The 23,514-nt window shown below is 66.9% G+C and carries 19 protein-coding genes and 3 pseudogenes; 14 read left to right on the top strand and 8 right to left on the bottom strand.

Annotation, left to right across the window (positions count from 1 at the left end; translation table 11 throughout):
• The first annotated feature begins 88 nt into the window (after positions 1 to 88).
• Positions 89 to 1,327, top strand: a complete 1,239-nt coding sequence (locus tag O7595_RS00205) for an IS256 family transposase (RefSeq protein WP_269726694.1) — start codon at positions 89 to 91, stop codon at positions 1,325 to 1,327.
• Between the two features lie 171 nt (positions 1,328 to 1,498).
• Complete coding sequence (locus O7595_RS00200; protein ID WP_269726693.1) at positions 1,499 to 2,725, top strand: IS256 family transposase; 1,227 nt, start codon at positions 1,499 to 1,501, stop codon at positions 2,723 to 2,725.
• A 21-nt stretch (positions 2,726 to 2,746) separates the two neighbouring features.
• Here O7595_RS00200 and O7595_RS00195 read toward each other — a convergent pair.
• The 5 genes and pseudogenes from O7595_RS00195 to O7595_RS00175 form a co-directional block, all read right to left on the bottom strand.
• Positions 2,747 to 2,947 (bottom strand): annotated as a pseudogene (locus O7595_RS00195) (hypothetical protein); the annotation flags it as partial.
• A 47-nt stretch (positions 2,948 to 2,994) separates the two neighbouring features.
• A pseudogene (locus O7595_RS00190) lies at positions 2,995 to 3,758 on the bottom strand (transposase family protein).
• A 406-nt stretch (positions 3,759 to 4,164) separates the two neighbouring features.
• Positions 4,165 to 4,578, bottom strand: a complete 414-nt coding sequence (locus O7595_RS00185; protein WP_269726692.1) for a hypothetical protein — start codon at positions 4,576 to 4,578, stop codon at positions 4,165 to 4,167.
• Positions 4,579 to 4,914: 336 nt separating this feature from the next.
• A complete protein-coding gene (locus O7595_RS00180) occupies positions 4,915 to 6,408 on the bottom strand; it encodes a helix-turn-helix domain-containing protein (protein ID WP_269726691.1) in 1,494 nt (497 codons plus the stop codon).
• A gap of 26 nt (positions 6,409 to 6,434) precedes the next feature.
• On the bottom strand, positions 6,435 to 7,451 hold the full coding sequence (locus O7595_RS00175) for a DUF917 domain-containing protein (RefSeq protein ID WP_269726690.1): 1,017 nt from the start codon (positions 7,449 to 7,451) through the stop codon (positions 6,435 to 6,437).
• Positions 7,452 to 7,597: 146 nt separating this feature from the next.
• Here O7595_RS00175 and O7595_RS00170 point away from each other — a divergent pair, with 146 nt between their 5' ends.
• From O7595_RS00170 to O7595_RS00155, 5 genes are all read left to right on the top strand, one after another.
• Positions 7,598 to 8,923 carry a purine-cytosine permease family protein gene (locus tag O7595_RS00170; protein WP_269726689.1) on the top strand — a complete coding sequence of 442 codons (1,326 nt, stop codon included), beginning with the start codon at positions 7,598 to 7,600 and terminating at the stop codon, positions 8,921 to 8,923.
• Positions 8,924 to 8,949: 26 nt separating this feature from the next.
• Positions 8,950 to 10,497, top strand: a complete 1,548-nt coding sequence (locus O7595_RS00165) for a hydantoinase/oxoprolinase family protein (RefSeq protein WP_269726688.1) — start codon at positions 8,950 to 8,952, stop codon at positions 10,495 to 10,497.
• Between the two features lie 22 nt (positions 10,498 to 10,519).
• Complete coding sequence (locus tag O7595_RS00160; RefSeq protein WP_269726687.1) at positions 10,520 to 11,620, top strand: DUF917 domain-containing protein; 1,101 nt, start codon at positions 10,520 to 10,522, stop codon at positions 11,618 to 11,620.
• 306 nt (positions 11,621 to 11,926) lie between these two features.
• Entirely contained in the window at positions 11,927 to 12,406 is a 480-nt protein-coding gene (locus O7595_RS33740; protein ID WP_443071541.1) for an ATP-binding protein, read from the top strand.
• Between the two features lie 77 nt (positions 12,407 to 12,483).
• Complete coding sequence (locus O7595_RS00155) at positions 12,484 to 13,239, top strand: hypothetical protein (protein WP_269726686.1); 756 nt, start codon at positions 12,484 to 12,486, stop codon at positions 13,237 to 13,239.
• A 464-nt stretch (positions 13,240 to 13,703) separates the two neighbouring features.
• Here the strand turns inward: O7595_RS00155 and O7595_RS00150 are convergent, their stop codons facing one another.
• Positions 13,704 to 14,945 (bottom strand): IS256 family transposase, encoded by a 1,242-nt coding sequence (locus tag O7595_RS00150; protein WP_269726685.1) that lies wholly within the window; start codon positions 14,943 to 14,945, stop codon positions 13,704 to 13,706.
• Between the two features lie 574 nt (positions 14,946 to 15,519).
• On the opposite strand from O7595_RS00150, the gene O7595_RS00145 reads away from it, so the two are divergent.
• The 4 genes from O7595_RS00145 (at position 15,520) to O7595_RS00130 (ending at position 18,316) form a co-directional block, all read left to right on the top strand.
• Complete coding sequence (locus O7595_RS00145; protein ID WP_443071540.1) at positions 15,520 to 16,494, top strand: reverse transcriptase domain-containing protein; 975 nt, start codon at positions 15,520 to 15,522, stop codon at positions 16,492 to 16,494.
• Positions 16,454 to 16,741: a transposase gene (locus O7595_RS00140; RefSeq protein ID WP_269726684.1), complete on the top strand. Its 288-nt coding sequence runs from the start codon at positions 16,454 to 16,456 to the stop codon at positions 16,739 to 16,741. The genes O7595_RS00145 and O7595_RS00140 overlap by 41 nt, the downstream gene beginning before the upstream one ends.
• A complete protein-coding gene (locus O7595_RS00135) occupies positions 16,729 to 17,649 on the top strand; it encodes an IS3 family transposase (protein WP_269726683.1) in 921 nt (306 codons plus the stop codon). Before O7595_RS00140 ends, O7595_RS00135 begins: the two co-directional genes overlap by 13 nt.
• A 64-nt stretch (positions 17,650 to 17,713) precedes the next feature.
• Positions 17,714 to 18,316 (top strand): group II intron maturase-specific domain-containing protein, encoded by a 603-nt coding sequence (locus O7595_RS00130; RefSeq protein WP_269732316.1) that lies wholly within the window; start codon positions 17,714 to 17,716, stop codon positions 18,314 to 18,316.
• Between the two features lie 94 nt (positions 18,317 to 18,410).
• Here the strand turns inward: O7595_RS00130 and O7595_RS00125 are convergent.
• Positions 18,411 to 19,598, bottom strand: a pseudogene (locus tag O7595_RS00125) (IS256 family transposase); the annotation flags it as partial.
• Between the two features lie 530 nt (positions 19,599 to 20,128).
• On the opposite strand from O7595_RS00125, the gene O7595_RS00120 reads away from it, so the two are divergent.
• The 3 genes from O7595_RS00120 to O7595_RS00110 are packed head-to-tail and all read left to right on the top strand — an operon-like array spanning position 20,129 to position 22,759.
• Complete coding sequence (locus O7595_RS00120) at positions 20,129 to 21,469, top strand: Mu transposase domain-containing protein (protein ID WP_269726681.1); 1,341 nt, start codon at positions 20,129 to 20,131, stop codon at positions 21,467 to 21,469.
• Positions 21,466 to 22,275, top strand: a complete 810-nt coding sequence (istB, locus tag O7595_RS00115; protein WP_026244149.1) for an IS21-like element helper ATPase IstB — start codon at positions 21,466 to 21,468, stop codon at positions 22,273 to 22,275. The genes O7595_RS00120 and istB overlap by 4 nt, the downstream gene beginning before the upstream one ends.
• The gene (locus tag O7595_RS00110; protein WP_269726680.1) at positions 22,265 to 22,759 is read left to right on the top strand and encodes a hypothetical protein; all 495 of its coding nucleotides are present in this window, start codon (positions 22,265 to 22,267) and stop codon (positions 22,757 to 22,759) included. The genes istB and O7595_RS00110 overlap by 11 nt, the downstream gene beginning before the upstream one ends.
• A 63-nt stretch (positions 22,760 to 22,822) precedes the next feature.
• On the opposite strand, the gene O7595_RS00105 is transcribed toward O7595_RS00110, so the two are convergent.
• Positions 22,823 to 23,302 (bottom strand): diadenosine tetraphosphate hydrolase, encoded by a 480-nt coding sequence (locus O7595_RS00105; protein ID WP_269726679.1) that lies wholly within the window; start codon positions 23,300 to 23,302, stop codon positions 22,823 to 22,825.
• Positions 23,303 to 23,514: the final 212 nt, after the last annotated feature.

The raw sequence follows: 23,514 nt of genomic DNA, 5'->3' as shown, positions 1-23,514 counted from the left end.
TTTGCTCCGGCGTTGGGATGGTGCCCGCATAGATGAACGGCCACCGGCTGATCTTCGAAGTGTCGAAGCCTCGAAGGAGATCAGCACGATGACCGCACCAGACAGTCTGCCCCTGCACGCCCTCGCGGAGGACAACCTCGCCGCGGCGAGTCCCGATCTGCTGCGCGCGATGGTCAAGACGTTCGCCGACGCGCTCATGTCCGCGGAGGCCGACGCGCTCTGCAACGCCGAATACGGGCAGGTCAGCGACGAACGCGTCAACCACCGCAACGGCTACCGCCCGCGCGAGTGGGACACCCGCGCGGGGACGGTCGAACTCGCCGTCCCCAAGCTGCGGCAGGGCAGCTACTTCCCGCACTGGCTCCTCGAACGGCGCCGACGGGCCGAACAGGCCCTCATCTCGGTCGTCGCCACCGCCTACCTTCTCGGCGTCTCCACCCGCAGAGTCGAGAAACTCGCCGAGTCCCTCGGCGTCACCCAGCTGTCGAAGTCCCAGGTCAGCGCGATGGCCAAACACCTGGACGAGCAGGTTGCCGCATTCCGCAACCGGCCTCTGGACGCCGGCCCCTATGCGTTCGTCTGGGTCGATGCGCTCACCCAGAAGGTCCGCGAGGGCGGCCGCATCATCAACGTCCACGCCCTGATCGCGGTCGGCGTCAACGCAGACGGACACCGGGAGATCCTCGGCATCGACGTCGCCACCGCCGAGGACGGCGCGGGCTGGCTCGCCTTCCTGCGCTCGCTGACCGCCCGTGGCCTGTCCGGTGTCCAGCTGGTCGTCTCCGACGCCCACACCGGCCTGGTGAACGCGATCGGCGCGGTCCTGCCGGGCGCGTCCTGGCAGCGATGCCGCACCCATTACGCCCGAAATTTGCTGACCCAGGTTCCGAAATCGGCCCAGCCATGGGTGGCCACCCTGCTGCGGACGGTCTTCGAACAGCCCGACACCGATGCCGTGAAGGCCCAGATGCGGCACGTCCTGGACGCGCTGGAGGCCAAGTTCCCCAAAGCGGCAGCCCACTTGGACGCAGCTCAGCACGACCTGCTGGCCTTCACCGCGTTCCCGCGTGAGATCTGGCGGCAGATCTGGTCGAACAATCCGCAGGAGCGACTGAACAAGGAGATCCGGCGTCGCACCGATGTGGTCGGCATCTTCCCCGACCGCACCGCCGTGATCCGGCTCGTCGGCGCTGTCCTGGCCGAACAGAACGATGAGTGGACCGAGGCTCGCCGCTACATGGGCCGCGAGCTCCTCGCCAAGGCCCGCCTCCACCCGATCGGGTCAGAAACCGACGAGACCGTCGTGCCCACCGAACTCACCGCATAGCCTCAAAAACGAGATCACCGAGTGGCCGTCGATACACCACTCCAGCGGACGTGACCCGAATCGATGGTGTCCCGCCGAGTGGTGTAGCAGCGATCTCCGCATAGCCCCTGGTCATGAGGCGGCCATCGCGCAACTCTCCGAGTAGCGAAGCTCGTTGAGAGAGGTGACACGATGGCCTTGTCCCAGCATGACTTACTTCGGCTGATGGAGTCACTGCGTACGGCGGACGGAATCGAGTTGATCAGGGTCCTGGCCCAGCGGATCCTGCAGGAACTCATCGAGGCCGAGGCCACCGCCCACATCGGCGCGGAGCCCGGCGAGCACGCCGACACCCGTACGACCTGGCGCAACGGTCACCGCGACAAAGTACTGACCACGCAGGCCGGGGACCTGGACCTGGCCATCCCCAAGGTCCGCACCGGCAGCTTCTTCCCCAGCCTGCTGGAACGCCGTCGCCGCATCGACCAGGCCCTCTACGCCGTCATCGTCGAGGCATACGTCCACGGAGTGTCCACCCGCAGCGTCGACGACCTGGTCAGGGCACTGGGTGCTGACAGCGGCATCTCCAAGAGCGAGGTGTCCCGGCTCTGCACCGGGCTGGACGCCGAACTCACCGTCTTCCGCACCCGGCCGCTGGATCACACCCGTTTCCCCTACATCTACCTGGACGCGACGTACTGCAAGGCCCGCGTGAACCATCAGATCGTGTCCCAGGCCGTAGTCATCGCCACCGGCATCACCGAGGACGGCGGACGCGAAGTGCTGGGCCTGATGGTCGGGGACAGCGAGACCGAGGCGTTCTGGAGCGAGTTCCTGCGCTCCCTGCGCGAGCGCGGTCTGTCCGGGGTCCGCCTGGTCATCGCCGACCACCACAGCGGTCTGGTCAAGGCCGTGCGCAAGGTCATGCTCGGCGCCGGCTACCAAAGGTGCCGCGTTCATTTCCTGCGCAACGTCTTCGCGGTGATCCCGAAGGATTCCGCGGAGATGGTGGCGGCCACCATCCGCACGGTCTTCGCCCAGCCCGACGCCGCAGCCGTCCGGGCCCAGCTCGACACCGTCGCCGACATGCTCGGCCGCCAGTTCCCCAAGGTCAGGTCCATGCTCCTGGAAGCGAAGGAGGACTTGACCGCGTTCGCGGACTTCCCTGATCGGCACTGGAAGAAGATCCAGTCGACCAATCCGCTGGAGCGGATCAACCGCGAGATCAAACGCCGGACCGACGTCGTGCAGATCTTCCCCAACCCCGACGCCCTCGAACGCCTCACCACCGCCGTGCTCATCGAGATGCACGACGAGTGGATCGCCTTCCCCCGCCGCTACCTCCCCGAAGGCAGTATGGACAAGATCTACCCCAACAACGACCAGATCGGTCCGGCTACACCACCACAGGGGACATGACCCTCGAATCGCTCAGTTGAGTCAAACAGCCTGTCCGGTTGCTGTGCGTACGAGCGGCTGCGGGCCCGGCCGCGTCGCCGGTCGGCCGCGGGTGAGTCGGCGGACCATGATGCCGATCATCGCCCAGCGGATCACGGTCTCGGACCGGGCCGGAATGGTCTCGTAGTCCCGGGCGAGGCGGCGGTGGGCGGTGAGCCAGGAGAAGGTGCGCTCCATCGCCCAATCACACTGCGCTTATGGATAGTCAAAGCAGTGAGCCTTTTCCATCCTCACTCTGAGCTGGCCAGATGCAGGGCGAGGACGGCCTGGACGAGGCTGGTGACGCGGGTGGTCGAGCACCGGAGCCTGCGGAGGAGCCGCCAGGATTTGAGGGTGGCCATGGCCTGCTCGACGAGTGCGCGAATCTTCGCGTGGGACCGGTTGACGGCCTGCTGGCCGGTGGAAGGGGTTTCCCAGCGGCCCCAGTAGGGGGTTCGAACGGTCCCGCCGGCGCCCCGATATGCCTTGTCCGCCCAGCACTTGATGTCGGCTGCGGCAAGGGCGTCGACGATGCCGTGCTCGCGGGCCGCGCGGACATCGTGGACGGCGCCGGGCAGTGCCGGCGAGGCCCACAGCAGCCGGCCGAAGGGATCCGTGAGGACCTGCAGGTTCATCCCGTGTTTCTTGTGTTTCCCGGAGTAGAAGGGCCGGTCCGCGGCGATGCGGTCGGTCGGCAGGAGTGTGCCGTCGAGGATTACGAACGCCTTCGTCGACGCGACCCGGATCGCGTCGGCCAGGGTGGGCGCGAGGCCTGCCAGGAGTTCGACAGCCTCGGTGGCATACCGGTAGGCGGTCGTGGTTCCGATACCGAATCCGGCCGCGAGCTGGGCATACGTGTTTCCCATCCGCAGGTGGGCGAGTGCGAGCAGGCCTGGCGGCCGGGGTTCAGACGCCTCCAGCGGGAGCCGATCGCGCGACGGTGCTGCCGCAGACGGGCGGACAGGAAGCGCAGGGCAGAGCTGGACACGTCGACGCCCGAAGGGTAGACAAGCATGCGAAGCCTCTGGTGGAGACGGTTCTCTTGGTCGAAAACCCATCTACCAGGGGCTTCACCACGTTGTCACCCCAACTGGCTCGCTGTTGCCGCAAGTTGGAAAGGGCTCACTGTTCGCCGCGGGTCTCGGCGGCCGTCTCGGAGTCGAAGGCGTCGACAATTGCCGGTCGTCGGCGAGCGCACCTGACAGTCCGCCTCTCCGCACTCGACGGCGGCCTCCTCGACCTTCGATGTCGGGGAGGTTGTCGTCCGCCATTCCCAGGTCGGAGGATCGCTGGCTCGAGGTGCTGGGAGGGGGCCGGCGGCGCTGTACGGGATGAGTCACGCGGATGTCGGAAGGTCCCGGGCAGGGGTGGCGGCGCGCCATAGCGCGGCACTGCCCTCGGCGGTTGCGGCCGACGGGTGCTCAGCTGACGTGCCCCGATTCTACCGGGAATTCCGGCGGCCAGGGCTTGCTCGCGTCGTACAACGAGGTCCGGTCGGCCATTAGCTCGTACTCGGCCTCCCGCCAGGACGGGTGGCCTCCGACGACGAAGCTGTCGCCGTCCCGCTCCAGCATCCAGGTGTAGGTGGCGTCCTGCGCCGGGATGCCGTGCCGTTCGTGGAGCACAGCGAATTCCGCGGCGGTCGCCCGCCGGATGTGGAGCCCGTGCGGGTAGAGGGGCTTGAGGAACATCAGTTCCACATGCCCGATGTAGACCTCGATCCTCGTCGTGGTCCGGTCCATGAGTAGGGCCTCACTGGTCAGAAAGAGCTGACGATGCGAGGGGTTGAAGCCGGTGACTCTGAAGAGCCGTCCGTCCCGGATGAAATCTGTCATGCCCACTATTCCCTCATCACGTGGGCACCGGCTCTCCGTAGGGGGTACCTGAAGTGCTGCGGGTGGACGCGTACGCCCTTGCCCGCTTCGTCGGTCCTGTGCGACTCGATGGATGGTTGTGTGTCGTGTTGTGGTGTAGGTGACCTTGTTCGAGGCGCTGCGGCATGCCGGGCGTCGGGCACCCCTCGTGCTGCGCGGCTCCCGCGTCGCGGGCGGCTGACCGACCAGTCAGTGTCAAGGGCGGCCTCAAGCTGCGTCGATGTGGCGATGCCCGGCGTATTGCGAGTGTTTGATCGGCTGCACCGCGAAGAGGGACACCACCACGTATGAACGAGCTCAGCGGGCGGCACTGCAGGCGATGCGCAGGGCGAATCGGATGGCCGGGTCTTCCAGTCGCATGTCGAGTAGTTTCTCGATCCGGTCGAGTCGTTTGAGTACGGTGTTGCGGTGGACGTGGAGGCTCTTGGCGGTGGCGGAGGCTGAGGACTCCAGGGTCAGATACGTCTCCAGGGTGTCCAGGAGCGTCTTGTTGGCAGGTGCCAGAAGCGCGCCGAGTAGGAGGTGGCTCCGGCGTACGGTTTCGTTGCCCGACACGACGGCTAGGATGAGGCGCCGGGGGTCGGTCGTGCCGGCGTGCTCGATTCGGTGCCGGCCGGGGGAGAAGCCGGCGATCTGGGCGAGTTCCCAGGCTTCGGTGAGTGACTTGGCCAGTCCCGTGGGTCCTGGTTGTGCCCTGCCGATTCCTGCCACCAGCGCGGTGCCGGGCATGGAGGTGAGTGAGCGGCGGACTGCGGCGATGACGGCGGAGAATCGGTTGGGGGTGGGCTCGTCCGGTTCGCTTAGCCACGCGGCCCAACTGCCGCCGAGTTCTACCAGGGGAGCGGGGAGCTGGTGGGCTTTCAGTGCGTGGTGGAGACGGGTGGTAGTGGCTTGGCTCCGCCGAGCGGTTGTGTCGGTGGGGCGGATGCGTACGCCGATGTGCCAGCCGTCCAGGGTCCAGCCTGCCTCCAGGGCCTGCTCGACGGTTTGGGGAGTGACCTGATCGCCAGCGGTCAGTAGCTCGGTGAGCACCGAGGCCTGGAAGGCGGCGTTGTGTGCGGCTTCGAGTTGGTTGGTTGTCGACCAGGCTGTGACGGCCCATGCGGCGATATCCAGGGCAGCTTTGATGGTGTGGAGTTCGGTGTCGGTCATCCCGGCGGTTTCGGCGATCAGCCAGAGTGGTGCTCCGCGCCTGGCTGTTGCGCCGGCCGGGAGTGCGATGAGCACACCGGCTTCGTCTCGGATCGTCGCGGGAACTGCTGTGCGCAGGGTGTCATCGAGCTGTCGGGTCGGAGGGTCGCCGGCCAGGGGGGTTCCCTCGGAGCTCAGGATTGCGCAGTGGGCGGGTAGAAGTGTGTTCAGGGCGCGCACGGTGCTTGCTGGGCTGGCGGGGCGTCGACTGAGTTGAGCGGCGAGCCGAGCGCAGGTGAGTCCGCGGTGTGTTTCGGCGCCGTGTACCAGGGCGTGCAGGCGTTGCGCGAGGCCTAGAGGCGTGGCTTCGGGCATGGCGATGAGAGGCAGCGCCAGTCGATCGGCCAGCCACCTGGTCGAGCTGAGGACCGCTGCCGGTCCGGTTCGCACGATCAGCACGCTCGCCTGGGATGCGCGGGCCCGGGGCAGTATGGTCTCGAGTTGGTACCCGCTTGGGGTATCGAGGATCAGGGCCGCATGAGCACTGAATTGTGCCAGGTCCGGTTCGGTCGGGGCACAGACATGTACGTCGGCCACGGTTTGTTCAAGGCCGCCTGCGCCGCCGATCAGGGAGGCTCCGTCGAGCACTGGGCTGGCCATGAGCTGATGGACTGTGGGGTGGCCGTTCACGTCTCTGCCCAGCTGTATCCGAATGCCGCGGGTGAGGCGAGAGGGGAGAATGCCGGCTCGTTCCATCGGCTGGGGGCGGGGTAGACGAGCACGTCGACCTGGTAGCCGGTGGTGACCGTCTCCGTGAGCAGCGGCGTCCTGGTGCGCTGATCGAGGAGGCAGATGATGTCCGGTGCTGTGGCGACGATCTGGCCGCGGTCGAGGACCATGAGGAACTCGTTGCGGGTTTCGATGCGCAGTGGGCGGTCGTCGGGTGGCCCCAGCCATACGACGATGCTGCCGTGCGCGGCTTCGACTCCGGGTTGCCACGTCACCTCGCTGACACGTCCGGATCCGAGGTGGCGGCTCGGCTCGGCGTCCAGGGAGCGGCCGAGCCGCATCGCGCGGGCGAGAGCCCCGTGGACGCCCGCGGTTCCTGCTGCAGTGGCGTCGACCGGGTAGCCGGCGAATGCCGACCAGCCACCCATGGTCACCGTGAGGGTGCGGATGTACCGCTCGGCTTCGTGTCCCGTGATGGCCTCGGCGAGGATGGTGTGACCGAGGGAGTCGGTGAGGGTGAACGGCGCGATCGGGATGCCGACCGCGTCATAGGTGGTCTGGTCCAGCCAGGACAGCCCTCGCCCCATGCAGTCGACGTCGACCAAGGGGGTTTGCGTCTGCGCGGCGACGATCAGGGGGAGGAAGGCGTTCACGCCGGCAGTTTCGTAGCCGCAGACGTACACGGGAGGAGACGGGGCGAGTGCGTCGCGTAGGCGGGTGAACGCGTGGGTGCACTCGTAGCCGTTGCTCGGTTTCTCGCTGAATGCGGTGACGGACCCGACCAGGCCGGTGCTGATCAGTATGCCTTCGTCCGGCAGGTCGGCGTGTTCGTAGACGGTGACCGGCCCGTGCGTGGCGAGCACTTCCCTGGCCAGTAGTTCGAAGAGGGTGGGGTCTCCGGCGCCGCCTGAGCCCAGTACCGCAGCACCGATGGCCAGCGGCCGCAGATCGACCGTGTCAAGACTCCAGCTCATGGCTTGCCACCTCACCAGAGAGGGCACTTTGCCCACCTGAATTGGGATTGATGGACAGTCTGCCCACTGACAGTCACCCGTTCAAGACCTAGCGTCGGAGACAACCGCAGTGGTCCAGTTCATCCTGATTTGAACAGAGGTGTTCCATGGAACAAAGACAGGCCGGGGACGACTATGTGCTCGAACGTGTCCCTGAAAGTGCCCGCTACTCCTGGTGGACCGTCGCGGTCCAGCGGTTCGGTCAGATCTCCGCTCTGTCGCAGTTCCTGCTCGGTGCGGCGCTCGGATTCGGCATGACGTTCTGGCATGCCCTGCTGGCCATCACGCTGGGCTCGGTGATTCTCGAGGTGGTGGCGATCTGCACCGGCCTGATCGGGCAGAAGGAGGGGCTGAGCACATCGGTGCTCGCTCGATGGACGGGCTTCGGCCGGTATGGCTCGAGCCTCATCGGCTTGGTCATCGCGCTGAGCCTGATTGGCTGGTTCGGTGTGCAGAGTGCCGTATCCGCTCAGGGGCTGCACCAGTTCATACCGGGGCTGCCGGTGTGGGCGCTGTCGCTCCTCTTCGGCCTCGTGGTCACGGCAGTGGTGATCTTCGGCTTCCATTCGATGGCCTGGACCGCCTACCTGACCGTTCCCGCCTTCCTCGCGCTGGCTGGGTGGTCGATCGTCTCCGAACTGTCACGGCATGACATCGGCGCACTCGTCACTGAGGGCCCACCCGGCGAGGTCCTGAGTCTGGCTGCCGGGACCACCCTCGTCGCCGGCGGCTTCATGGTCGGCATGGTGATAACCCCGGACATGACCCGCTTCAACCGCAAGCCCAGCGACGTCGTCAAGCAGACGCTAGTGGGAGTGACACTGGGGGAGTACATGGTGGCGCTGGCAGGTGTCCTCCTCGCTCACGCCCTGAAGACAAGCGACATCGTCAACATCATCACTTCGACCACTGGCTGGGTCGGCACACTGATCCTCATCGCCGGGACGCTCAAGATAAACGACTGGAATCTGTACTCCGGATCCCTCGGAGTCGTCAATTTCGTCTCGACCATGACCGGACGTGCACTCAATCGTAGAGTCGTCACCGCGTGCGTCGGACTGGTGGGCAGCGCGCTGGCGGCTGCGGGGATCCTCGGACACTTTATCGAGTTCCTCATCCTGCTCGGGGTCGCCTTCCCGCCGATCGCGGGGATCATGGTCGCCGAGTACTTCATCGTCAAGCGCTTCCGCGGTGAGCTCGAAGCCGCCGGGACGTCTCTTCCCGCCACTGAGCCCACCTGGGTGCCTGCCACTCTGGCCGTCTGGCTGGCTTCCGCTCTGATCGGCTGGTACGCCCCGATCGGGATCGGGGCCCTCAACTCGCTCGTCGTCTCGATCGTGCTCTACACACTCGCCGGCAAGGCCGGGCTGGTCCGGCCGATCTCCACCCAGCCGACCGCCATAGAGGCGCCGAAAGCACTGGCAACGACGTGAACAACTCCCAAGAGAAGGAAACCGCAATGCGGATCGGGATCGATGTCGGCGGTACCAACACCGATGCTGTCCTCACAGAAGGTAGCCAGGTGCGGTCCACGGCGAAGACCTCCACGACACCGGACGTCACCACCGGAATCTCGCGGGCCATCGACATGCTGCGCCAGCAGGCTCAGTTCGACCCGGCGAGTATCCAAGCCGTCATGATCGGGACCACACACTTCGTCAACGCGCTCGTCGAGGCGAAGGGGCTGGCGCCGACGGCGGCGATCCGGTTCGGACTGCCCGCTACCTCCGGACTGCCACCACTGGTGGCTTGGCCCGACCGTCTGGTCAAGGCCATTGCGGGCAGATCCTATCTGTGCCACGGGGGACACGAGTTTGACGGGCGCACCATCTCCCCGTTCGACGAGGCCGAAGTGGTGGCCGCGGTCGAGGACGCGGTCGAGAACGGCATCCGCAGTATCGCGATCTCCTCGGTGTTCTCACCGGTGAACGCCGAGTTCGAACGGCAGGCCGAGGAACTGATCGCCGGAAGGTTTGCGGGACTCCACGTGAGTCTGTCCCACGAGATCGGCCGGATGGGGCTGCTGGAGCGGGAAAACGCAACGGTGATCAACGGATGCCTTCGCGATGTCGCTGAGCACGTCTGCACGGCACTGGGCGACGCCCTGAACCGGGCCGGCATCTCCGCGCCGCTGTTCCTGAGCCAGAACGACGGTACGTTGATGGATATCGGCTTCACCCGCCGCTACCCCGTGGCGACCTTCGCCTCCGGGCCGACGAACTCGATGCGTGGCGCCGCATATCTCTCTGGCGCGGACCAGTGCGTGGTGGTCGACATCGGGGGGACGACCACGGACGTGGGAATGCTTCAGTCCGGGTTCCCGCGAGAAGCAGCCACCGAGGTGGAAGTCGCCGGCGTGCGAACCAACTTCCGAATGCCTGACGTCCTCTCCATCGGCATCGGCGGTGGCAGCCGCGTGCGCCGGAACGGACCGGTGACGGTGGGGCCGGACAGCGTGGGCTACCAGGTGACTCGACAGGCCCTCGTCTTCGGTGGGGACACCCTCACGGCCACCGACATCGCAGTGGCTGCGGGGCGCGCTGACATCGGAGACCGCTCCCTCGTCGCCCACCTGGACAAGACACTGGTGCGCACAGCACTCGAACACATCGCCGACGGCGTCCAGGACGTCGTCGACCGGATGCGTACGAGCCCGGCTCCGGTGCCCGTGGTCGCGGTGGGCGGTGGCAGCATCCTCGTCCCCGACGAACTCGCTGGTGCGAGCAAGGTGCTAAGGCCCGAGCACTTCGCCGTGGCAAACGCCATCGGTGCCGCGATGGCCCAGATCGGAGGGGAAGTGGACCGCGTGTTCTCCGTTGCTCCCGGCACCCGCGACGCCGTTCTGGACCAGGCACGCCAGGAAGCCGTGGCCAAAGCAGTCGCGGCGGGCGCCGATCCCTCCACGGTTCACATCGTCGACGTCGACGAGGTGCCGCTGGCCTACCTGCCCGGCAACGCTACCCGCATCCGGGTGAAAGCCGTCGGCGACCTCGCTGCCATTTCCTGACGACCCACGAAAAGGAGCCGTCGTGGCTTACGAACTGACGAAGGAAGACCTGGTCGATCTCGCGACCGGTGCCGCACTACTCGGCACCGGCGGCGGAGGAGACCCGCTGATCGGGCGACTCTTGGTTGAGCAAGCGCTGGCCGACGGCTGCAGAATTCACGTCCTCGATCCCGCCGAACTCGACGACGACATGCTGGTCATCGCCTCGGCGATGATGGGAGCACCGACGGTGGTGCTGGAGAAGATTCCCAACGGCCGGGAGGCACTCGCCGCGCTCCGCAGACTCGAGGAGCACCTCGGGCGGAAGGCGGACGCGATCATCCCGATGGAATGCGGCGGGCTGAACTCGATGATCCCGCTCGTTGTCGCCGCCCGCGCGGATCTACCGGTGATCGACGCCGATGGAATGGGACGAGCGTTCCCCGAACTGCAGATGGAGACCTTCAGCGTGTACGGGGTACCGGCGTCCCCGCTGGCCATTGCGGACGAGCGAGGCCACACGGCGATTGTCACGACGGGCGCCGACAACCAGCGGACCGAATGGTACGCACGCGGGCTGACCATCCGCATGGGAGGATCGGCCCACATCGCCGAATACCCTATGACCGGAGAACAGGTCAAACGTACTGCCATCCCCAGGACACTCCAATTGGCGCTCACGCTGGGCAGGGCGATTCGCGAGGCCAAGCACCGCCACGAAGATCCCTTCGACGCGCTCGTCGACACGCTGCGGCAGACCCCCTACGAGCACGGACGAGTGCTGTTCACCGGCAAGGTGATCGACGTCGTACGACAGGTCAGCGACGGGTTCACCCAGGGGCACGCCCTCGTCGAGGAGTTCGGCGATGGCACCGCCACGATGCGCGTGGAGTTCCGCAACGAGAACCTGTTGGCCACCGTGGACAACCAAGTCGTGGCGATCGTGCCGGACCTCATCACCTTGCTCGACGCTGACACGGCGATGCCAATCACGACTGAAACCCTGCGCTACGGGATGCGCGTTCGTGTCTTCGGCATCTCCACACCGCCGATCATGCGTACTTCCGCCGCCCTCGAAGTCTTCGGCCCGGCCGCCTTCGGCCTGACCCAGCAATGGCAACCCCTGGAACATATCGCGTACTGAAGCAGTGTCACGCGCTGCGGTCCTCCTCGGGACCGCAGCGCGGCGCCAGCACATCAACTCTCTTACGCTACAGGCGCGGGGACACACACCCAGCGACGGCACGACCACCTGCACCCGACCCCAAAGGCTATCGCCAATGATCCACCCTCACACCACACACAACGCACCCTGTGCCTCGCTTTCCTACGGGATCCATACGCATCCCCCTTGCAGATACGCGATCAAATCCCTCGGCTGAGCGCCCAACCGACGCCGCGGTCCCAGGCTTGATCCGCGAGACACCTCCTCTCGTCGATCGGTAGAACCATGACGACATCGCTCCACCCCATCGACACCGAAAAACGGTGCAGGAACTTCCAGTTGCCTACTGCAGATCGAGCCCCCTGCCACGCCCGGCAACTCGTGCGACACACACTCGCCGAATGGTTGATTCCCCATGATGTCCTGGAAACCGCACAACTGCTCGTCAGCGAACTGGTCACCAACGCTGTGACGCACGCGGAGGGTCCGGTCGGGCTCTTGCTCCTCCGCATCCGGTGCGCGGGGCGCCTAGTCCTGCGCGTCGAAGTCACCGACACCTCGACCAGGCTGGCCCGCCGAAGCAACCCGACGGAACAGGACGAGCACGGGAGAGGGCTGGAGCTCGTGCAAACACTGGCAGACCGATGGGGCCAGGACCCACTCACACATGGCAAACGCATCTGGTGCGAGCTCCTGCGACATGAGGAGGCCGTACAAGCGCGCTGGGATCCGGATCGAGGCGAAGACCGTCGACTGGCGTCCTAGCGCGCAGCTGCTGTGTCCGCTCCGCCACCAGCAGCGGTGCCCCCCCGTCGACCGTGAGCTCAACAGAAAGGAACGCAATGGCCAACTGGTGGCGATGGCGCAGGATCCCTTTCAAAGACGCCCTGGACGAAAAAGCATTCGGCAGCTTCGCGGCGCGCACCGGCTGGACGTACGCCGGCCGAGTGGAGAGCGAATGGTTCGGCCCCACGCCCACGTGGTACAGCCTCGACGGCGCCGTCATTCGCGTCTATCCGGAAGATGCGGTCTCCGTGGCCATCGCGGAAGTGAGCGCCGACGAGCCGGAGGTCCATCAACGGGCCATGGCCGAGGCCGAAGCCATGGTGCGCCGCGCCTTCCGCTGCTTCACAGCAGTGGAAGCCCTGAGTTTGCTACGCTCCACGAGCTCTGAGGCCAAAGCGCCAGTCCTCACGGCCGTCGCCGCATCAGCTTCCGATCGCTACCGTCCCGACGTGGGAGAAGTACTCACCTCAGCCCTTTTCGCCCCGCAACCCTCCATACGCGCGGCTGCCCTACGAGGCGTCATGCTGACCCAATGGCCTCAGCTGGAGCGACCACTGCTTGCTCACGCGCTAACCGAGAATGAGGACGATCTGGCCCGCTTCGCCTGGTACTTGGCTCACCAGCTGTATCAACAAGACGCAGATGCATACCTCATCCGAGCCCCGGATGCCGCATGCCAGGATCAATCAGAGCGTCCCGAAGGTGTTGAGATGCACGAGGCGGAAGCGGCTGCTGCCCCGCGACCAGCCGCCGGGCGCAGCCTAGGCCTCCTGCTCGGTGCAGCAAGTGGCCGCATGACATGGAGCCCTTGAACCCCAACGGCGACCGAAGGACGGGCGGTCTCGGAGCTCGCCCCACTCCGCACCGATCCGGGCGGTGGCCTCGGCCTCGATCAGTTCCTGCAGCAGCCGCTCAGCGATCTCGCGGACGAGTTCAAGACCATGTGCCGAGCGTAGTGACTCAAGCAGTCCCCGTTCTCAGAGTGCGTTCACCGGCATTCGAGGCACGCGAAGCGGTGTTCACCACTCCGTTGGCGTAGAGGTTTCTCGTTGGTCTGGTTGGCTCACGCTCGTTCGGCCGAGAGGCGGCCGCCGAAGGCGATGTCGAACGCGTTCATGGCTTCTTTCGTGCGCCGTGAGGCGCTGTTGATTCGTATGGGGGTGAGAGACCACCGTCGCCGGGCCGTCGCAGTGGTCCGGTAGGAGCTGAGGACAGCCTGTCCCGGGAGACGCCGGGGCGGGTGGGAGGGTCGTGTCCCTTCTCGTGGTGTAGCCGATCATCCGGCGGTCGTGTTGGTGGTGTCGGGTAGCGCGGGGGCGCTTTCGGAGCGCTCGGCGGGGTAGAGCTGGTCCATGCTTCCTTCGGGCAGGTAGCGGCGGGGGAAGGCGATCCATTCGTCGTGCAGTTCGAAGAGCACGGCGGTGACCAGCCGTAGGAGCGCGTCATCGTTGGGGAAGACCTGGACGACGTCGGTGCGGCGCTTGACCTCGCGGTTGATCCGCTCCAGTGGATTGGTGGACTGGATCTTCTTCCCATGTCGCTCCGGGAAGGCGGCGAAGGCGGTCAGATCGTCCTTCGCGTCCAGCAGCATCTCCCTGACCTTCGGGAACTGCTTGCCGAGCATGTCGGCGACGGTGTCGAGCTGGGTGCGGACCGCGTCGGCTGTGGGCTGGGCGAAGATCGTGCGGATCGTCGCGGCGACCATCTCCGCCGCTTCCTTCTTGATCACGCTGAACACGTTGCGCAGGAAGTGAACGCGACAGCGCTGGTAGGCGGCTCCGAGCATGACCTTGCGGATGGCCTTGACCAGCCCCAAGTGGTGGTCTCCGATCACGAGCCGGACCCCGGTCAGACCGCGTTCGCGCAGGTGACGCAGGAACTCGGTCCAGAACATCTCGGTCTCGCTGTCGCCTACCATCACGCCCAGCACCTCGCGGCCGCCGTCCTCGGTGATCCCGGTGGCGATCACCACTGCCCTCGACACGATCTGGTGATCGACCCTCGCCTTGCAGTAGGTGGCGTCCAGGTAGATGTACGGGAAGCGGACGTGGTCCAGGGTCCGGGCACGGAACGCGGTCAGCTGGCCGTCCAGGTCCTGGCAGATCCGTGAGACCTCGCTCTTGGATATCCCGGTGTCCGCGCCGAGGGCCTTGACCAGGTCGTCGACCGACCGCGTGGAGACGCCGTGGACGTATGCCTCCATGATGACCGCGTAGAGGGCCTGGTCGATGCGGCGGCGTCGCTCCAGCAGCGCGGGGAAGAAGCTCCCCGACCGGAGCTTGGGGATCGCAAGGTCCAGGTCGCCGGCCTGCGTGCTGACCGTCTTGTCGCGGTGGCCGTTGCGAAGCGCGGTGCGCGTCTCCGTGCGCTCATTCCACTCCGCGCCGATCCGGGCCGTGGCCTCGGCCTCGATCAGCTCCTGGAGCATCCGCTCGGCCACGCCGCGGACGAGTTCAAGCCCGTCCGCCGAACGTAGTGACTCCAGCAGGCGTAGTAGGTCAGACTGGGACAGGGCCACCGTGCACCTCCCGGGTTGAACTGGCCGTTCACCAAGGAGAGTTGCAGGTGGCCCGCCTGCTGGGCAGGGAGCGGAATCGCTGTCAGCGCACGCCCCCGGCGCACTCCCTAACCGTGATCGGCTACACCACGTCAAGGGACGCCATCGGTGGGAGCAGTCCTGACAAAGCCGGGGTGCGGCAGAACTGCCAGATGCCGTAGGTCCGGTGAGCAGGTCGGAGAGGAGTACGAGAGGAACCGGTGCCATAACGCCCCTCAACACTCGTACTGGCTCGAACCTGGTGGATATGGGCCGGGAACGGCGCGTCCTCGTCCGTTGCGGACGGGGAACTCCCGGAAGTCGTGAAGCCGGTGACCGGGAGGCTGCGGGGAAGGTCTGCGGCGTACTCGCAGCGAGGCCGTTGGGGCAGAGTCGGGCTCCTCCTTCGACGAGCGAATCACAGTGGACACGGGAACCGTCCCTGGTCTGCCCGCTGCCGTGTGTCCAGCACGGTGGAACGGGCTGGGTCCGTCGTCGGCCGAGCGGCCAGGGGCGGGGCGGAGCCGCCGTAGTACTCCGAACCGGGGAGAGCCCGGTGCATGGGGAAGGGCGGCAGCGGTATCGAGGAGATGAGGATGCTGCAAGACCGAAAGACGCACTGGTGAACGCCGGTGCCCCGACTGGGCTGCCCATCGGGCCGCGTCAGCGGGTATCGGAGATGCAGGCCAAGCTTCACCGTTGGGCGGTGGCCGATCCTGGCCGCCGGTTCGACGACCTGTTCAACTTCGTGCACGACCCGGCGACGCTGATCGTGGCGTTCGACCGGGTCGCGGGCAACCGCGGTGCGAACACTCCCGGCGTGGACGGCCTGACGGCCGCCGCTGTCGAGGAGCGCATCGGGGCGCCCGGGTTCCTGGACGATCTGCGCATCGCGCTGAAGGCGGGGACGTTCCGTCCTTTGCCGGTGCGTGAGCGCGCGATTCCCAAGCCGGGCGGCTCGGGGAAGGTCCGCAAGTTGGGCATTCCCACGATCGCCGACCGGGTGGTCCAGGCGGCGCTGAAGCTCGTGCTGGAACCGATCTTCGAGGCCGACTTCTTGCCGGTCTCCTACGGCTTCCGGCCCGGGCGGCGGCCGCACGACGCGATCGCCGAGATCCACATGTTCGGCTCCCGGGGCTATCAATGGGTGCTGGACGCGGACATCGAGGCGTGCTTCGACCGGATCGATCACACGGCCCTGATGGACCGGGTGCGGCTCCGGGTGAAGGACAAGCGCGTGCTCGCGCTGGTGAAAGCCTTCCGGAAGGCCGGGGTGCTCACCGAGCAGTCCGGGCTGAAGGAGTCCGACACCGGCACCCCACAGGGCGGAATCCTCTCGCCCCTGCTGGCCAACATCGCCCTGACCGTGCTTGACGAGCAGGTGATGGCGCCGTGGCGGCCGGACGGGAGCATGGGCACCACCTACCGCCGTCACGCATGTCCCTCCCCTCGTAGCGTGAAGACCGTGACTGCAGGGGAAGTTGGGAGTCATGGCGGAGAAGCGACGGAAGTTCGATCCGGAGTTCCGTGAGGGGGCCGTACGGATCGTGACGGAGACCGGCAAGACGATCGCCGAGGTCGCCGAAGACCTGGGGATCAACGAGACCACTCTGGCGAGTTGGGTCTCCCGCGCCCGTCGGGCAGGGATCGCACCGGCCGGCGGGAGTGACGAGCTGGAGCGTCTGCGGCGTGAGGTCGCCCAGCTCAAGCGGGAGAAGAAGGAACTGGTCATGGAGCGTGATGTCCTCAAACGCTGCATGGTCCTGTGGGTGAAGTAGCCGTGGCGGACCCGGCGTCCGTCGTCGGGGTGATCAGCGACTTCAGGACCGAGCACGGCATTTCGCACCGTGTCTCCTGCCGCGCTCTGGGCGTGAGCGAGGCATGGTTCTACAAGCACCGCACCCGTCGGCCCACCCGGCGTGAGCTGCGCAGACAGCGTCTGATCGAAGCGGTGAAGGAGGAGTTCGACGACTCCGGCGGCACCTACGGCTCGCCGAAGATCTGGATCAGGCTGGTGAGGCAGGGCTGGCGGGTCTCCGTGAACACCGTCGCGAAGATCATGTCGGAGTTCGGCCTGGTCGCGCGGAAGGTACGAAGACGGCGGGGGCTGACCCGGCCGGGGAAACGGCTGGCCGCCCCGGACTTCGTGCGCCGCGACTTCACCGCCGAGGCGCCCGACCTGGTCTGGTGCGGAGACATGACCGAGATCGACGCCGGCGAGGGCAAGCTCTATCTGGCCACGGTCATAGACCTGTTCTCCCGCCGCCTGCTCGGCTATGCGATGGGCGCCCGCCACGATGCCGACCTGGTCGTCGCTGCCCTCCACATGGCCGCCGCCACCCGCGGCGGGGACGTCCGCGGTGTGATCTTCCACAGCGATCGCGGAAGCGAGTACGGCTCGCGGAAGTTCCGCCGGGCCTGCCGGAAGCTGGGCGTCACCCAGTCCATGGGCCGGGTCGGATCATGTTTCGACAACGCCGTCAGCGAGGCGTTCAACAGCGTGCTGAAGGTCGAGTACGTCCATCGCCGGACCTTCGCCACCCGCACCGAGGCCCGGATCCGGATCGCGACCTGGATCACCGACTTCTACAACGCTCGACGACTACACAGCGTGTGCGGCTGGAAGAGCCCGATCGACTACGAACACGACTACTGGGCCGGCTTCACCGGGGAGCTGGCTGCATAGGAAGGTCTCCACGAAACCGGGGGATTGACACGCATGTCGGAAGAAGGGCCAGCCGACCTGGCGGATCGTCCGTTACGCGGACGACTTCGTCGTGCTCGTGCACGGCCAGAAATCCGACGTCGAGGATCTGCGCGATGACGTCGCCCGCATGCTCGCCCCGCTCGGTCTGCGCTTGTCGCCGGCCAAGACGCGGGTGGTGCACATGCGCGACGGATTCGACTTCCTGGGGTTCCACATCCAGTGGCGCCGCAAGCGAGGCACGGACCAGTGGTACGTCTACACCTTCATCGCCGAGAAGCCCCTCAAGGCAGTGAAGGCGAAGATACGTGCCATGACCCACAGGGTGTCGCAGGCCGACCCCAGGACCATCCTGACCAGGATCAATCAGATCCTGCGAGGATGGACGAACTACTTCCGCTACGCGGTGTGCAAGCACACCCTCAGCAACCTGAGGCACTTCGTCCAGTGGCGAATCTTCCGGTGGCTGAGAAAACTGCACCGTCTGCGCTGGAAGCAGCTCCGCCGCCACTTCGTCACCCCCTCCGGGAGATGGCGGCCGGTCGGCATGGGCGGGATCGAGTTGTTCGACCCCTCGTCGGTGACGGTCACCCGTTACCGCTACAGAGGCACGATCCCGACCCCCTGGGCGAAGGCGAACCACGCCTGACGGCAGAGGCCGTGGAGAGCCCGGTGCGTCGAGAGGCGCACGCCGGGTTCGGCGAGCGGCCCGGAGAAACGGACCGGTGGCAACACCAGCACCGCGCTCCGGGCCGACTCAACCAGCGGCTGGTCCACCGCTTGCGGCCTTTCCCGGTCGGGTCGAGGGCGAGCGTGGTGAGGTAGAGACGCTTGAGGGCAGCGGTCTCGTTCGGGAAATGCCCGCAGGCGTTGACCGAGCGCCGGTAGCGCGCGTTCAGGCTCTCGATCGCATTCGTGGTCGAGATGATCTTCCGGATCGGCGGCGGGAAGCCCAGGAAGGGCACCACCTCGCTCCAGGACCGTTCCCAGGCACGGACCGCGGCCGGGTATTTGGCCTCCCACTTCTCGCTGAACTCGGCCAGCCGGGCGAGGGCCTCGTCCTCGTTGGCAGCGGTGTAGATGGGTCGCAGGTCGCGGGCGGCCTTGTCCCAGTCGGCGCGCGAGATGTACTTCAGCGTGGTGCGGATGAGGTGAACGATGCAGAGCTGGACCACCGTGGCGGGGAAGACGGTGCTGACCGCCTCGGGCAGGCCCTTCAGGCCGTCACAGACGAGCATGAGCACGTCGCGGACGCCGCGGTTCTGCAGCTCGGCGAGGACGTTCTGCCAGTATTTGGCGCCCTCGCCGCCGTCCCCGGCCCACAGTCCGAGAATCTCGCGGTGGCCGTCGCAGGTGACCGCGAGCACCACGTAGATGGGGCGGTTCGCCACCGCACCGTCTCTGATCTTCACGTTCACGCAGTCCACGAACAGGACCGGGTAGACCGGATCGAGCGGGCGCGTGCGCCAGTCGGCCATGGCGTCCAGGGCCTTGTCGGTGATGGTGGAGACCGTCTCCTTGGAGGTCTCCATGCCGTACGTCTCGGCGAGATGCGCGACGATCTCCCCGGAGGTGAGCCCCTTCGCGGTCAGCGAGAGGACCATCTCCTCCAGGCCGCCGGTGCGGCGTGCGTACTTCGGCAGCAGGCCGGAGGTGAAGGTGCCAAGCCGGTCCCGGGGGACCTGCACCGTCACGCTGCCGACCTCCGTCATCACCTTCCGGTTCCGGTAACCGTTGCGGGCGTTGCCCCCCGACCGGGAGCCCCGGCCGCCGGTGCGGCCGGCCTCCTCGGCCAGGTGCAGGTCCATCTCCGCCTCGACGGCGGCCTGCATCAGGTGCCGGGTGAGCTCGACCAGCAGGCCGCCCTCGCCCATCAGCCTGAGCCCGCCGTCGCGGACCTTGTCCGCGGCGAGCTCGGCCAGCTCGTCCATCAGCCTCGGGCTCAGCCCGTGCGCGGCCGCCGCTTCCCGGCTCGCCGCCGTCGTCTTCGGTGTCACACCGGAACCGTCAACGTCCCTGTCAAACACCGCAACCGACACGCCGTCAGCGTCCTCGATCAGGTGACCGTTCTCCGTGCCCATCAGGGGTCCCTTCTGAGCAAGTGCCCACCTGATTCATGACACTCCCCGGCCAGGCGCAGCCGCCGGTCTTCGGCGACCATCTCCGAGTACAGCCGAGGCGCGGCGGTGTATCTGACCTGTCCCTGTGCGTCGGGCGGGTTGGGGCGGGCCGTAGTGCTGTACACCGTCGACCTCGATGACGATGCGGGAGCGGGGGGTTGATGGCGCTTCTTGAATCTCCCCACTTGCTGCTAAGGGGTGGGGCAAACCTGCTCTGTTGATCTCCCCACCCATTGTGTGATCTTGCCCGGTGTGTCGTCGTATCTGGCGGTTGATCCGGAAAGCCTGCGTGCGCAAGTTCGGCCTGTCCGGGGGCCTGGATGCTTACGCGGGAGGAAGACGTGGATGCTCATGCACTGCGTCGGCAGGGTTGGACGATCTCAGCGATCGCCCGGCATCTGGGCCGGGACCGCAAGACGATCCGGGCCTATCTGAACGGTGAGCGGACCGCCGGCCCGCGGCGTCAGGCGCCTGACGCGTTCGTGCCGTTCCTTCCGTACTGCCGCCAGCGCCTCGCCGACGACCCGCACCTGTGGGCGTCCACCCTGTTCGACGAGGTGGTGGGGCTCGGCTACGAGGGTGCGTACTCGACGTTCACCCGCGCCCTTCGCCGCTATCGCGTCCGGCCGCACTGCGAGCCCTGTCATGCCTCCACCGGTCGCAACGTCGCGGTGATCGCGCATCCACCCGGCGAGGAGATCCAGTTCGACTGGCTGGAGCTGCCCGATCCGCCTGACGGATGGGGGGTGGGTGCGCACGCGCATCTACTCGTCGGAGCTCTCGCGCATTCGGGCCGGTGGAGGGCGGTGCTGGCGGAGTCGGAGGACTTCCCCCATCTGGTCCAGGCCCTGGACGATGTTGTGCGCAAGCTGGGCGGAACCGCCCGTCGGTGGCGCTTCGACCGGATGGCCACCGTCTGCTATCCCTCCAGCGGCCAGGTCACTGCGGCGTTCGCCGCCGTCGCCAAGTACTACGGGGCTGGGGTGGACATTTGCCCGCCCCGTCGCGGCAACCGCAAGGGAGTGGTGGAGAAGGCCAATCACTCGGCCGCGCAACGATGGTGGCGCACGGTTCCCGACGGGCTCACGGTCGTGCAGGCCCAGTCCGGTGTCGACAAGCTCTCGCTCCGGATGGATGACCGGCGCCGGCGGATCGACGGAGCGGTCACCACCGTCGGCGAGCTCGCCGCGGCCGAACCGTTGCTCGACATCCCGGTGCGGCCGTTCCCGGCCGAGCTGGAGGTCGAGCGGACCGTCAGCCCGCAGAGTCTGGTCGGCTTCGACGGTAACTTCTACTCCGTTCCGCCCGGCCTGCCCGGCGTCACGGTCAAAGTCCTGCACCGGCTCGGCGAGGACGACCTGCGGATCGTCACCGCAGGCCGGGCCGTCGTCGCCTGCCACCGCCGGGCCCCGCGAGGCGCCGGGCAGACCATTCGGGACGACGGACATGTCATCGCCCTGGAGAGGGCGGTGCTGTCCTCCTTCTCCGACCGGGCTCCCTGCAAGACCAAGGTCCGCAAACCGCCGTCAGCCGCAGCCCTGGCCGAAGCCGAGCGTCTGCGCGAAGGACCGGCCGCCGGCAGTTCAGCCGAACGGGTCGTGATCGACCTGACCCACTATGCCGCCGTGGCCGACCGGCTGCGGAGTGTCCCCTCATCGAAGCAGGAGGAGAGTCCGGAGTGAGTACGTCACCGATGCAGGTGAGCGAAGCCCGCCGCTTCCAGCAGCTCAGAGGCCACCTGTCCTACCTCAAACTCAACGACGCAGCTGAGGCGTTGAACCGGGTCCTGGACCAAGCCCGCACCGAGCGAATGTCACTGACCGCAGCCCTGGAACGGCTCCTGGAGATCGAGGTCGAGGCCACCGAAGCCCGCAAGCTCGCCGCCCGGGAACGGTTCGCCTGCCTGCCCGAGCCCTGGACCCTGGCCGACTTCGACTTCGCCGCCCAGCCCGGCGTCGACGAGAAGCTGATCCGCGACCTGGCCACCTTGCGCTTCCTCGACGACGCCTCCAACGTGCTGTTCGTCGGCCCTCCCGGAGTGGGCAAGACCATGCTGTCCGTCGCTCTCGGACGAGCAGCCGTCGACGCCGGTCACCGTGTCTACTTCACCACCGCCGCGGAACTCGCCGCCAAGTGCCACAAGGCCGCCCTCGAAGGCCGCTGGAAGACTTGCATGCGCTTCTTCGCAGGTCCGAAGCTTTTGATCATCGACGAGCTCGGGTATCTGCCGCTACCCGAGGACGGCGCCTCGGCCTTGTTCCAGGTGATCAACCAGAGGTATCTCAAGTCCAGCACGATCCTGACGACCAACGTCGGGATCGCCGACTGGGCCGGAGCCTTCGGCGACGCCACCGTCGCCGCCGCCATGCTCGACCGGCTCCTGCACCGGGCTGCCGTCGCCGGCATCGACGGACCCTCCTACCGGCTCCGCGGCCACCAGAACCAGGCCGACGCCATGCGCAAGGGAGTCAACGCACGTGTCTCCTGACCCCACCCACAACGACGAACAGCTCACCCCCAGGTCCACCAACTGCCCAGTCTGCCACGGCGAGTTCATGCCGAGCCCCAGACAGATCTACTGCTCTCCCCGCTGCAAGAGCGCCGCCCACCGACGCACTCCCGCCAGCCTGGCCGCACACACCTGCCCAGTCTGCGAGGGCATGTTCACCGCCAACCCCCGACTCCGTCAGATCTACTGCTCGCCCGAATGCCGTCGCGAGTCGGAAAGACAACGCAACCGCACCCGGGACGAAGAGCGGGCACGCCGCCTCGGCGAACACCCCCGAGCCCTCCCCGCCCCGCAGCCGGCAACCCCCGGCCCCATCGACCCACTGGCACCGACAGCCGTCCGAAACTGCCCGCACTGCGACCAGCCCGTCACGATCGTCGCCCTGCTCGCCACCCAGGAAGCCGCCCGTCCCACGATCACCAACCGCGTCACCGACATCGCCCCGCTCAGACGCCTCCAGTGAGCTTCGGCTGACCGTCACCGATCACCGGGCCCGCCGACCTGACGGTCGGCGGGCCCACAACACTCAGGCTGCCGAGCGCAGTTGGTCCAGTTCGCCGCTGATCGCATCCCGCAGCACGTCATGCTGCGGACCGAGCCTGAACCGCTCGTCGCTCCACCGCTCACGCGGATAGAGCCACACCGGAGCACCCACCACATCGGTCGGCTCCCACTCGAACCGCGGCCAGACATGCGCATGCAAGAACGGGTCCGTGTTCCCCAGGATCTCCAGGTTGACCCGCCGGAAAGCCGGGTCCAGCCGCCGACAGACACGCTCGACCGATTCGCCGAGCTGGTCCATGTCGGACAGGAACGACAGCCGCTTCGCCCTCGGCAGGTCCGACAGCCGCTGCACATCCGGCTCGTCCACGAGCAGGACCGAGTAGCCAGGCAGGAACTGCACGTCCCCGATCACCGCGAACCCCGACGTCAGCCGTCGCAGCACAGTCGGGTTCTCACCCCTCAGTGCAGTCCCGATCCGGTCCCTCCGCCAGTCACCAGTCATGGCCAAAACCTACATTCCGGTGATCAAGGGCCGCTCTTCGATCCCCATCTCCTCACACAGTTCAAGGAACAAGCAAGTGAGGCCAGGAGCGACCCCGGCCGTTTTCAAAGATCCCCATCAGCCCTGCAAGACTTCGTCATCGGCCGTCTGCCTGCCGCCATCGGCACCGCGTGGACCGCCCTGACGGACTGGAAGAAGTCCGTCAACACCAA

The organism is Streptomyces sp. WMMC940 (genome assembly GCF_027460265.1).
Taxonomy (GTDB): domain Bacteria; phylum Actinomycetota; class Actinomycetes; order Streptomycetales; family Streptomycetaceae; genus Streptomyces.
Note: the sequence above shows the minus strand (reverse complement) of the source record. Positions and strands in the feature narration are given on the sequence as shown.